Consider the following 11979-nt stretch of genomic DNA (forward strand, 5'->3'; position numbering starts at 1 on the left):
TGGACCACCCGAAAACGCGCCGACGGACGCACCGAATGGATCCCCCCACCCCACGCCCCCGCAAGCGGGAGGTACCCCCACGACGGCCAGCCCCGCACCAACACCTTCCACCACCCCGAAGAACTCCTCCGAAAAAACAACAACGACGAGAGCTAGATCGGCACCCGATCGTCAGCCTTCGCCGTCCCCGCGCCGAGGGGCAATTCAGGTACCCCTCCTCTACGGATGTCAAACCCCACTTGCGTCGGGTCTGATGTTCCGGCTTCTATGTGTAGTTGTGCCTGAGATGGATCGTCGCCGCGCGCTGTTGATGACGGGGATCGGCGTGCTGGCAGCCGTGATCCCGGTCCCCGAGGCCCGGGCTTACCCGTCGCGACGGGATGCGCCGGCGGGTCGGGTGCCACCGCCAGCCGCGCCGTCGTCCAATGGCCAAGCCGGGACGTACCTTTTCCAGGACGACTTCGATGGCCCGGCCGGATCAGCTCCCGATACCACGAAGTGGACGGTGGCGCGAGCCCGGGAGCCAATGAAGGACCCGACGTTCTGGGAGAGACCCGAGAACATCGGGCAGTACCGCGACGATCGCGCAAACGTCTTCCTCGACGGCAAGTCCAACCTCGTCATCCGCGCCGCAAAAGATGGCAGCACCTACTACAGCGGCAAACTTTTTGGGAACTGGAGGGGAGGCATCGGCCACATTTGGGAGGCCCGAATAAAACTGAATTGCCTCACTGCCGGTTGTTGGCCCGCTTGGTATTTGTCCAATGACAATCCTGTGAACGGCGGCGAAGTCGACGTGATGGAATGGTACGGCAACGGCAACTGGGCGGCGGGAACTACCGTCCACGCAAAATTGAACGGCGGAGAACACGCGAGCCACGGGATCGCGGTGGACAGCGGGTGGCACACGTGGCGATGCCAATGGGATGACGCCGGTATCCGCTTCTGGGAGGACTACGTCGACGGCGCGCGGCCATACTTCGATGCTCCGGCGAACTCCCTCCCGGACTGGCAGTTCAACGCCCCCGGCTACCAGATGTTTCCGGTCGTCGATCTTGCGGTCGCGGGTTCCGGTGGCGGCGACCCCGGACCGGGGACCTATCCCGCGGACATGCTCGTCGACTGGGTTCGTGTCTGGTGAGACGTGGCGCACCATGTGCGCACCCACCGCACCGACATCGACGACCTGACCTTCGCCTGCCCCCCGCATCACCGCCCGTAGGTTGAAAGTGTGTCACTCCTCGACTTAGCGCTACTGCCCATGCGCGTCGCCCGTCAGGTCACCGGTGCGCTCGCGAACGCCGTCGCCGTCCCGCCGGCGAAGGCTGCCGACCTTGTCGTGATCGATGGCATGCCCGAGGGCGTCCCCGCGGCAGCGCTGCGGCCGGAGCGGCGGCTGCCCGCTCCGGCGGACTGGCCGTTCGGCGAAGAGTTCCCGCGGACCTGCGGCACCGGACGCTTCGCCGGCGGCGCCCTGTTCTGGACCGACTTCCTCTATGACGACCACGGTGCGACCGGCGTACCCGTCAGCGTGCCGGCCGGCGGAGCCCCACCACGCGGCACGTACGTCTACCCCGCAGGCCCCGCGGCCAACAACGGCGCCGACATCTTCCGCGCGGCGATCGGGCTGACCGACACCCACACGTGGTGGCGCGTCGACTGGAATACGCTGCTCGATGCGTCGGTGCCGATCGCGCTGTTCACGTTCGACACCGACCCCGGCCGGGCGGCCACCGTGGGGTGGCCGGCGGGAGCGGGCATTCGCTCCGCCGGCATCGACTTGGCCCTGCTCGTTTCCGGTGCGGGAGCGACGTTGATCGACCTGACCACGCAGGCGAGGACGCCGGTTGACCACAGCGTCGACCTCCGGGCGCGGTCTTTCCTCGCGCAACTCCCGCGCTCGGTCGTCGAGCCGACGGGCACCTGGACGGTTCGGCTGGCGGCAGGGCTGGCGAATCCGGCAGGAGACGGGTTCGCCGACGTCGCGGCCATCCATGGCGCCCTGCCCGGGCAGCCCAACGTCTACAACGTCGCCTTCCGCACCACGCAGCAGGAGACGCCGAAGCTCAACTTCTGGTCCGATGCGGCACAGGCGGCCGCGCTCGCCGACGGCGACGTGTCGCAGTTTTCGCTCGCTGTGCCGTGGAACGTGCTCGCTGACCGCCACAGCACCGACGAACCGGTCGTGACCGGCACCTCGACCCGGTGGTACGTGTCGTCGGTCGAGCTTGGCCAAGGTGTCGGTGAGGCCGATTTTCTCAGCACGAAGCCACAGTTTCTCGGCCGGGTCCAGCCCTACTCGGTATGCCTTCCCACCACCTACGCGCCCGGGCAGAAGCTGCCGCTCACCCTGCTGCTGCATTCGCTTGCGCTCGGCCAAAACCAGTACGCCGCAATCGATCCCCGTTTTTTGCACGAGACCTGCGATAGCCGCGACTCCATCGTCGTGACACCGCTGGCGCGCGGTCCGTCGTGCTGGTACTTCGACGAGGGTGAACTCGACGTCTGGGAGGTGTGGGCCAGGGTTGCCGAACAGCTCGGCGCCGACCCCAACCGCACCGTGATTGCCGGCTATTCGATGGGCGGCTACGGCGCGTACCGACTCGGACTTGCCTACCCGGAGGTGTTCGCGCAGGCGGTCGTCCTGGCCGGGCCGCCGACGTGCGGTGTCCGGCTGTTGCCCGACGTCGACCTGCCCGCCGACCCGGATCCCGGGTCGCACTGCGCGCGCGAGGGCGACACCTGGCGGCTACTCGTGAATGCCCGCTGGCTGCCCTTCGTGATCGCGCACGGCCTGGTCGACGAGCTCGTGCCGTTCTCGTCGGCACTGGAGCAGGTACTGGAACTCGACCGGCTTGGCTATCGCTACCGCTTCACCGCCTACCCGGCCGAGGATCACATCGTCTTCGTGTTCCAGGACAAGTTCGACGATCCCGTCGCCCACATGGGCACCGGGCTGCGCCAGGCCGACCCCGGGCACATCACCTTCGCGTGGCATCCGCAACTGACCCGGCCCGATCTCGGGATCGGCCCACAGCAGGTGTGGTGGCTCTCGGACCTGACCGCCGATCCGAAGGTCACGGCGACACGCGGGGCTATCGCCGAGGTCGACGCGCGGTCCTACGCGCGACCCGACCCGACCCGGACCACCCGGCGGCGTCGCGGCTTCGTGCCGCATTTCGACCCCACGCCTGGCCTGTACACCGAGCAGGTGTGGCTGCTCGGCTCTCCGCCGCCCGCGCTGCCCAGCCTGACGCTGAATCTCAACGGAGTGGCCGGCCTCACCGTTGACGTGGCCCGGGCCGGACTTGCGTCGTGGCCGAAGTCTACGATCGCCGTCGCGACCGGCACCCCGGCCCGGATCACGCTCGCCGCGCTGCCGGCCGACATGACCGTCGACCTCGACGGCGCACCGGCCGGCCCCACCGTGCCGGTGCCCGCTGGACGGCATCGCATCACGCTCGCCAGAACCGGCGGCGAACAGCCCCGCTGACCCGCAGCACCGGCCAACCGCGCTCCGCGGCCATCGCGGCCAGTCCCGGGCGGGGGTTCACCGGCCGGGGCCGGCCGACCACAGACATCAGTGCCACGTCTTCGTCGCCGTCGGCGTAGAAGTAACTGCGGCCCAGGTCGACGTCGTTGGCTGTGCAGAACTGTTGCACCGCGGCGGCTTTTTGCGGGCCCCACACGACTGGCTTGGTGATCCCGCCGGTGAGCGCGCCTTGATCGTCGACCTCGAAGTGGTTGCACAGCACGCGGTCGACGCCGAGGAAGCGGGCCACCGGCTCGGCGTGGATGGTCAGCGCCGACGAGCTGAGCACGACGGTGTGGGCCCGCCCCTGGTGGGCGTGCACGATTTCGCGCATCTGCGGATAGATCCATGACACGACGCGGTCGACGAACAGCCGCTCGCCGAGGTCGTCGAGCTCGGCCAGCGATTCGCCCCGCAGATAGCCGGCGGCTCTGACCAGGAGCCGCTCGAAAGGCACGTGACCGAGTCGGTACCTCAGCGAGGCTTCGATCACCCCCAGCACCTCGCCGATGCTGGCTTGCCTGCGCCGGATCCGGTCGCCGGCATGAGCGGTCGCGGTGATCCCCGCGACCAGCGTGCCGTCGAGGTCGAAGAACGCGCCGACATGTGGGCCGGCCTCACCGGCGGCGATCTCCGCGACCGTGTCCAACAGCGGCAGCACGGACGCTAATCCTTCCCTAATCCTTCGTTCTGCGCGATTCGCCGATGAACGCGGACAGCGCGGCGGCGTTGGCCTGCGCGCCCATGAGCTCGGCGAAGCACGCGTTCTCTCTTTCCCGCGCGGCGGTGATCTCGTCGCGCAACGGCGCGGTCATCGTCGTCTTGACCGCGATCAGGCTCGGGATCGGCCTGGACGCGAGGATCGCCGCGTGCCTGCGGGCCTCGGGCAGCAACTCGTCGGGCTCGCAGACCTTCCAGACCAGCCCCATCTCCCGGGCTTCGGCGGCACCGACCCACTCGGAAGACATCAACAGCCATGCCGCGTTCTGCGTCCCGACCAGCCGGGGCAGCAGGTATGACGACGCCGCCTCGGGCGCGACGCCGAGGCTGGTGAACGGGCACTGCAACCGCGCCGTCGTCGACATGAACGCCAGGTCTGCGAAACCGAGGATCGTGGCCCCGATGCCGACCCCGACGCCGTTGACGGCGCAGATCAGGGGTTTGGGAAATGTGGTCAGTGTGTCGATCATCCCGATGAAGCCGCTGCCGCCACCCGCGAAGCCGGGGTTGGTGATCCGCTGCGCCATCTCGTAGAGGTCGGCTCCGGCGCTGAACGCGCGCCCGTTCCCCGTGATCAGGACCACGGCCACCTCGGGATCGTCGGCGGCCTCGCGAAGCGCGGTCGTCGTCGCGTCGTAGAGGGCTTCGTTGAACGCGTTGAGCGCTTCGGGACGGTTGAGCGTCAGCGTGCGGACCCGGTCCCCGTCGTGAATCTGCAGAATCACACTGACCTCGCTTCCCTCGCACCCACCATGCGGTGTACCTCGGCGACTGGCCAGGGTGGCGAGTCGCGGTGGTCGCGGTAGCCGAGCAGGGTCGGCGTCGCACGCTCGTAGTGGCCGACGAATCCCCCTGCCGCGGCGAAGATCTGGCCCGTCACATCGCGCGCGAGCTCGCTGGCCAGATAGACGTACGTCGGCGCGACATACGCCGGCGGCGGGACGTCCAGGGATACGCGCATCATGGTGTCGTCGAGGATGCCGCGGCGGTGCAGTTTCCTGATGTGCTCCTCGTACTCGGGACTGGTGTTGAGCCTGGTCCTGGCTCCCGGGCAGACGACGTTGGCGCGGACCCCGTGCTCGCGGAGTTCGGCCGCGATCGCCAGGGTGAGGCTGTTGACCGCACCCTTGCCGGCCGGGTATCCGGTACCGCCGTAGTCGCCGAGGAACGCGGCCGAGCTGGTGTTGACGATCGCGCCTGCGCCTTGGTCCACCATCACCGGCGCCGCGGCGCGGCAGGTCGCAAAGACCGTGCCGAGGTGGGCGCTCATCAGGTCACGGAACTCCGCGGTGCTGATGTTCAGGATCGACGAGCCCGGCGGCTCCGGGGCGCCTGCGCAGTTGATCAGGATGTCAATGCGCCCGTACTCGGCCGCACACGCATCAACCAGCGACCGCGCCACCGCTTCGTCGGCGGCCGGGCCCGGGTGAGCCACGGCCCGGCCGCCGTCCGCGCAGATCGCCGCTGCGGCCTCGGCTGCCGCATCCGCGTCCCTGCCGTTGACCACCACGCCGGCGCCGTTGGCCGCCAGCAGGCCCGCGACGGCCCGTCCGATGCCGCGGCTCCCGCCGACGACGACGGCGCCGCGGCCGGCGAGAAGTGGTGTGTCAGTCACCCGTGCACCTCCAGCATCTGAATTGCGGCGCCCAACCGGTCGAACTATAGTCCGGACACATGTCCAGCTATGGCCGGTGACCGCCGGCTGTGGCGCAACGTCCGGGTGACCGGGCCACCCTCAACGCGATATGGCAGATTCTTTTCCAGGCGGGGCCACCGATTTTGTCAGGCAGGGCACGCCGGCCTCCGGCGGAGAAGGGTTGAGTATGCGCATTGCCTTGTTGTCCTATCGCAGCAAGACCCATTGCGGAGGGCAAGGGGTTTACGTCCGCCGTCTCAGCCACGGGCTGGTCGAACTGGGTCACGACGTCGAAGTGTTCTCCGGTCAGCCGTACCCCGAAGCGCTCGATCCGCGCGTCCGATTCACCAAGGTGCCCAGCCTCGACCTGTATCGCGAGCCCGACCCGTTCCGGGTTCCGTGGCCCGGCGAGATACGCGACCGCGTCGACCTGCTGGAGCTGACCACGATGTGGACGGCCGGTTTCCCCGAACCGCGCACGTTCACGTTGCGCGCCGCGCGCGTCTTGGCCCGCCGAGCCGGTGAGTTCGATGTGGTTCATGACAATCAGAGCCTGGGCACCGGACTGCTGAAGATCGCGGCAACCGGCCTGCCGGTGGTGGCCACCGTGCACCACCCCATCACACGCGATCGCGTGCTGGACCTCGCCGCGGCGCGATGGTGGCGAAAACCGTTGGTGCACCGCTGGTATGGGTTTGCGAAGATGCAGCAGCGCGTTTCGCGTCAGATCCCCGAACTGTTGACCGTGTCGTCGTCGTCTGCGGCGGACATCGCCACTGACTTCGGTGTGTTGCCGGAACAGTTGCACGTGGTGCCGCTGGGAGTGGACACCAGGTTGTTCAAGCCCGGGCCCCAACCGCGGCGACCCGGCCGGATCATCGCGATCGCCAGCGCTGACATCCCGCTCAAGGGCATCGGCACGCTGCTGCATGCGGTTTCGAGGCTGCGAGTCGAACGAGATCTGGAACTGCAGCTGGTCGCCAGGGTCGAACCGAACGGGCCCACTCACAAACTGATCGCCGAGCTCGGTATCTCCGATATCGTGCACGTCACGAGCGGCCTGTCCGACGACGAACTCGCAGCGCTGTTCGCGTCGGCGGAAGTGGCGTGCATCCCCTCGCTGTATGAAGGGTTTTCGCTGCCTGCCGTCGAAGCCATGGCGAGCGGCACACCGATCGTCGCCAGCCGCACGGGAGCACTTCCGGAAGTCGTCGGCAGCGACGGTTCCTGCGCGGAACTGGTGACACCGGCCGACGTCGACGAACTCACCGGCGCGCTCGGTCACCTGCTTGACTCGCCGGACAAGCGCCGCCGGCTCGGCGCGGCGGGTCGTCGCCGGGCGCTCGAGGTGTTCAGCTGGGAATCCGTCGCGGCTCAGACCGTACGGGTCTACGAGCAGGCGATCGCGCGCGCGGCCGCCCAGAAAACCAAAGAGACATGCTGACCGTCGATTTCGACCGGCTTGGGATCGGCCCGGGCGTCAAGGTGATCGATGTGGGCTGCGGCGCCGGCCGGCATTCCTTCGAAGCGTACCGGCGAGGGGCCGACGTGGTCGCGTTCGACCGTGACGAGTCCGAACTGCGTTCTGTGGAGGCGATTTTCGAGGCGATGGCGCAGGCCGGCGAGGCGCCCGCTTCGGCCTCCGCGCACGCGGTTCTCGGTGACGCGCTGTCGCTGCCGCATCCGGACCAGTCGTTCGACTGCGTGATCGCCTCGGAGATTCTCGAGCACGTTCCCCAAGACGGTGCGGCGATCAGCGAATTGATCAGGGTGCTGAAAGTCGGCGGCACACTGGCTGTCAGCGTGCCCCGCTGGTTGCCTGAGCGGCTGTGCTGGTGGTTGTCCGATGAGTATCACGCCAACGAGGGCGGCCACGTCCGGATCTACCGGGCCAGCGACTTGCGTGACAAGATCGTCGGCGGCGGAATGCGGTTGACGCGTAGCCATCACGCGCACGCGCTGCATGCGCCGTTCTGGTGGCTGAAGTGCGCGGTCGGCGTGTCCCGGGCCGACCACCCCGCCGTCAGGGCGTACCACAAATTGCTCGTGTGGGACCTGATGAATCGGCCCAGGATCACTCGCGTCGCCGAGTCGGTGCTCAACCCGGTGGTGGGCAAGAGCGTGGCGATGTATTTCGTCAAGCCGGCGGCATCGGCCCCGGCGCGCAGGGCCGCTGCGATATGAGGCGGACATATGATCCGCCGTGCGTACCCGGTGTGCTGACGCCGGCGCAGTGCCGGCAGACGGCGCTGTCGATCGCGGCCACACAGGAGTCCTCGGGTGCGATTCCGTGGTTCGAGGGTGGCCACACTGACCCGTGGGACCATGTCGAGTGCGCGATGGCCCTCACCGCCGCGGGGCTGCTGGGTCCGGCCCGCGCCGCGTTCGACTGGTGCAGGCACATGCAGCGCGCGGACGGGTCCTGGCCGATCCAGTTGCGCAGCGGCGCTGTCGAGGACGCCAACAGCGACAGCAACTTCTGCGCGTACATCGCCGCGGGTGTCTGGCATCACGTGTTGATCACCGGCGACCGAACGTTCGCCGCCACGATGTGGCCGGTGGTGAGCGCGGCGATCGACTTCGTGCTCGGCCTGCAGGCAGATGGCGGTGAAATCTACTGGGCGCGAAGTGAATCCGGGCCCGTGCCCGAGGCCCTTCTGACCGGGTGCGCCAGCATCTTTCACAGTATTCGATGCGCGCTGGCATTGGCCGAGTACGTCGGCGAGCCGCAGCCCGAGTGGGAGGTCGCGCTCGGGCGTCTCGGGCATGCGATCGCCGCCCACCCGGAGGCGTTCTCCGAAAAGGACCGTCATTCGATGGACTGGTATTACCCCGTCCTGGGCGGCGCGCTGCGCGGGCCGGCCGCGCAGGCGCGAATCACCCGGCGCTGGAATGATTTTGTGGTCGACGGACTCGGCATCCGGTGCGTCGACGACCGGCCGTGGGTGACTGGCGCCGAGACGTGCGAACTGGTCATGGCGCTCGACGCGGTCGGCCACTCGACCGCTGCCCGTCAACAGTTCGCCGCGATGCAGCACCTGCGCGACCCGGATGGCTCCTACTGGACCGGTCTGGTATTCGCCGACGGCAAGCGCTGGCCGGAGGAACGCACCACGTGGACCGGCGCCGCGGTGATCCTGGCCGCCGACACACTGTCCAACACCACCCCCGGCGCCGGCATTTTCCGGGGTCACGACCTGCCGGTGGGCCTGCAGGGTGAGTTCGACTGCGAGTGCGCGGTGGCGCCGTAGACTGCGCAACATAAATCATCCGCGTCACCCTGCCCCGATGCGATGAAGCAGGGTACTTGGCTACATTGTGGTGTGGGCTGTCGAGCAGCTTGCTGCAGCGGGGCTTCTGCCGATCATCATCGTCGGCCGGAACATCCAGGCCAAGGCGGCCGATCAGCGCGCTCCGGGGATACGTTCAGCGCGCGATCGAATCACAGAAGGGGGTCGACGATGGCACGAACTGACGACGACAGTTGGGACTTGGCAACCAGTGTCGGCGCGACCGCCACGATGGTCGCCGCGCACCGGGCTGTCGCGACGAACAGGCCGCAGCCATTGATCGACGATCCCTTCGCCGAGCCGTTGGTCCGCGCGGCGGGGATCGAGGTTTTCTCCCGGTTGGCGGCAGGTGAACTGGAGCCGGGGCAGGCCGGTGACTTCCTGCACCGGATGACTGACCTGTTTGCCTCGCGCACTAGGTTTTTCGATGAGTTCTGCACCGATGCTGCCGCTTCGGGCATCCGGCAGGTGGTCATCTTGGCGTCGGGACTCGACGCCCGCGGCTATCGGCTGGCCTGGCCGGCGGGCACCACGGTGTATGAGATCGACCAACCCGAGGTCATCGAGTTCAAGACCCGGACACTGTCCGGCCTTGGTGCCGTACCGACCGTCGAGCTTTCCACGGTCGGCATCGATCTTCGGCAGGATTGGCGGGCGGCGTTGAGGCGGGCCGGCTTCGACCCGCGCCAGCCCACCGCCTGGCTCGCCGAGGGACTGCTTATCGGGTTCCTGCCGCCCGACGCCCAGGATGCGTTGGTCGACGCCATCTCTGGGCTCAGCGCCACCGGCAGCCGATTCGCCTGCGATTACCTGTCGGACGCGGGCCGGGCCGAGCAGGCGCAGGAGCAGATGCGCCACGTGGCTGACAGCTGGCGCGAGCACGGGCTCGACCTGGACATGGCCGCCTTGACCTTTACCGGCCAGCGCCGGGACGTGGCCGACCAACTGAGGTCTCTCGGCTGGGATACGGTAGGGGCAGACGTCAACGACTTGTTCGCGGCGAGCGGCCTTCCACTGGTCGGGGGCGACGATCTCCCGACCTTCGATTGGATCGTCTACGTCCGGGCCACCCGACAGTGATTCCCGGGTGCGCAGATTCACTGCTGTTTGCCCCGGCCCGTCCTCCACGTGTCGCCGTGATCCGACAGGTCACGCCGTTCGCGGATAGAGTGTTCGCGGATAGAGCGTAGGTGCCCCGGCAATTCGGCTTTGAGGAAGTACCAGGATGGCGATGTCTCGATCAGCGGCACGGCGCATCGTTGCCGCAGGATTTGCCCTGGCGGTTGCCGTAGCGCCGGTCGTCGCGTTGGCGGCGCCGGCGTCTTCGCCCGGTCGGGCACTCGCCGACGACGGCGCTGACTGCACGTCCGGCGAATCGATCGACGCCTACTCGCTCTCGTGTGTGCCTGACATCGCGCCCAACACCGGCGGTGCACCGGGCGAGATGCAGTTGACCGAGTCCAACCCGGGGATCGCGTCGCCGAGCCACGCCGGCCACTGATCCGTCACACCACCGGATCGCCCGGCACGCCGCGGACCCGCTCCGTCACGCGCAGCGATCCGGTCACCCCGACCTCGCGGAACTGGCCGGAATCGATTGCCCGGCGGTAGATGTGATACGGCGCCTGGCCACCGTCGCGCGGATCGGGGAACACGTCGTGGATCACCAGCGCGCCACCGACGCCGACCCATGGCGCCCAGCCGTCGAAGTCCTGTTGGGCGGCGGCCTCGCTGTGGCCGCCGTCGATGAACAGCAGCTGTAACGGGGTCCGCCAGCCCTTGGCGGCGATCGCGGACTTGCCGACCACGGCCACGACGTGCTCGTCCAGCCCGGCGGCGTCGAGGGTGCGCCGAAACACCGGCAGCGTGTCGAACATGCCCGTCTGCTCGTCGACCAGCGAGGAGTCGTGATACTCCCAGCCCGGCTGGTGCTCCTCGGAGCCGTGGTGATGGTCGACGGTGTAGACGACGCTGTCGGTGTTCTGCGCCGCTGCCCCCAGCAGGACCGTCGATTTGCCGCAGTACGTGCCGATTTCGACGCCGACCCCCCCGTCGAGGTACCGCAGCGCGGCCTCGTACAACGCGCGGCCCTCGTCGGCGGGCATGAAGCCGGTCACCCCCTCCGCGAGGGCGAACAATCGATCGGTCTTGCCCGTGACCTCGGCTCGGCTCATCCCGCGAACCTATCGCGTGGCGGCTGATTGCCCACCACCCAGGGGTGTAGCTGATTGCCCACCACCCAGGGGTGTAGTAGTGTCCGGACACGTGTCCGACTCGGTGTCCCTGGAGTCGACCCGCCGCCGCCTCACCCGCAAGCAGGCGGAGACCATCCACCGGTTGAGCACCGCGGCGATGACGGTCCTGAGCCGGGAAGGATTCGGTGGACTGACGATCCGGCTGGTGGCCGCCGAGGCGGGCGTGGGTGCCGCCACCGCCTACACCTACTTCTCCTCCAAGGAGCACCTCGTCGCCGAGGTTTTCTGGCGGCGGCTGGCCTCCAGCCCGGTACCGGCGAACCACGCCGGCGCCGCGCCCGCCGACCGCGCCGTCGCGGTGTTACGTCACATCGCCCTGCTGGTGGCCGACGAACCCGAGTTCGCCGGCGCGGTCACCGCAGCGCTGCTGGGCAGGGACCCGGATGTGCAGCACTTGCGCGAACGCATCGGTGGCGAGATCCGGGATCGCCTTTCCGGCGCTTTGGGCCCCGGCGGGGATCTTGACCTCGTGCCCGCCCTCGAACTGCTCTACACGGGTGCCCTGGTCCATGCCGGCATGGGGTACGCCTCGTACGCCGAGGTGGC

At 68.4% G+C, this 11979-nt stretch carries 12 protein-coding genes; 8 read left to right on the forward strand and 4 right to left on the reverse strand.

Features of this window, described 5'->3' with window-relative positions; genetic code table 11:
• Positions 1-277 precede the first annotated feature (277 nt).
• Positions 278-1141 (forward strand): glycoside hydrolase family 16 protein, encoded by an 864-nt coding sequence (locus tag VKG81_RS06315; protein WP_324394982.1) that lies wholly within the window; start codon positions 278-280, stop codon positions 1139-1141.
• 90 nt (positions 1142-1231) lie between these two features.
• Positions 1232-3493, forward strand: a complete 2262-nt coding sequence (locus VKG81_RS06320) for an alpha/beta hydrolase-fold protein (protein WP_324394983.1) — start codon at positions 1232-1234, stop codon at positions 3491-3493.
• On the opposite strand, the gene VKG81_RS06325 is transcribed toward VKG81_RS06320, so the two are convergent.
• From VKG81_RS06325 to VKG81_RS06335, 3 genes are read right to left on the reverse strand one after another with little or no spacing between them, the layout of a single operon-like run.
• Entirely contained in the window at positions 3456-4193 is a 738-nt protein-coding gene (locus VKG81_RS06325) for an HAD-IB family hydrolase (RefSeq protein ID WP_324394984.1), read from the reverse strand. The two genes, VKG81_RS06320 and VKG81_RS06325, sit on opposite strands and share 38 nt — an antisense overlap.
• A 16-nt stretch (positions 4194-4209) precedes the next feature.
• Entirely contained in the window at positions 4210-4977 is a 768-nt protein-coding gene (locus VKG81_RS06330; RefSeq protein WP_324394985.1) for an enoyl-CoA hydratase/isomerase family protein, read from the reverse strand.
• Positions 4974-5867 (reverse strand): SDR family oxidoreductase, encoded by an 894-nt coding sequence (locus VKG81_RS06335; RefSeq protein WP_324394986.1) that lies wholly within the window; start codon positions 5865-5867, stop codon positions 4974-4976. Before VKG81_RS06335 ends, VKG81_RS06330 begins: the two co-directional genes overlap by 4 nt.
• A 208-nt stretch (positions 5868-6075) precedes the next feature.
• Between VKG81_RS06335 and VKG81_RS06340 the strand changes: the two genes are divergently transcribed.
• From VKG81_RS06340 to VKG81_RS06360, 5 genes are all read left to right on the forward strand, one after another.
• Positions 6076-7332: a glycosyltransferase family 4 protein gene (locus VKG81_RS06340; RefSeq protein WP_324394987.1), complete on the forward strand. Its 1257-nt coding sequence runs from the start codon at positions 6076-6078 to the stop codon at positions 7330-7332.
• Positions 7326-8072 carry a class I SAM-dependent methyltransferase gene (locus tag VKG81_RS06345; protein WP_324394988.1) on the forward strand — a complete coding sequence of 249 codons (747 nt, stop codon included), beginning with the start codon at positions 7326-7328 and terminating at the stop codon, positions 8070-8072. The genes VKG81_RS06340 and VKG81_RS06345 overlap by 7 nt, the downstream gene beginning before the upstream one ends.
• A complete protein-coding gene (locus VKG81_RS06350) occupies positions 8069-9139 on the forward strand; it encodes a prenyltransferase (protein WP_324394989.1) in 1071 nt (356 codons plus the stop codon). Before VKG81_RS06345 ends, VKG81_RS06350 begins: the two co-directional genes overlap by 4 nt.
• Positions 9140-9349: 210 nt before the next feature.
• Positions 9350-10258 (forward strand): class I SAM-dependent methyltransferase, encoded by a 909-nt coding sequence (locus tag VKG81_RS06355; protein WP_324394990.1) that lies wholly within the window; start codon positions 9350-9352, stop codon positions 10256-10258.
• A gap of 151 nt (positions 10259-10409) precedes the next feature.
• Positions 10410-10679, forward strand: a complete 270-nt coding sequence (locus VKG81_RS06360; protein ID WP_324394991.1) for a hypothetical protein — start codon at positions 10410-10412, stop codon at positions 10677-10679.
• Positions 10680-10683: 4 nt separating this feature from the next.
• Here the strand turns inward: VKG81_RS06360 and VKG81_RS06365 are convergent, their stop codons facing one another.
• Entirely contained in the window at positions 10684-11352 is a 669-nt protein-coding gene (locus VKG81_RS06365; RefSeq protein ID WP_324394992.1) for a class I SAM-dependent methyltransferase, read from the reverse strand.
• Positions 11353-11443: 91 nt separating this feature from the next.
• Here VKG81_RS06365 and VKG81_RS06370 point away from each other — a divergent pair.
• A partial coding sequence (locus VKG81_RS06370) for a TetR/AcrR family transcriptional regulator (RefSeq protein WP_324394993.1) occupies positions 11444-11979 on the forward strand: 536 nt, incomplete at its 3' end.

Origin of the sequence: Mycobacterium sp., assembly GCF_035314905.1 — a bacterium.
In the GTDB taxonomy this organism is placed as follows: Bacteria; Actinomycetota; Actinomycetes; order Mycobacteriales; family Mycobacteriaceae; genus Mycobacterium.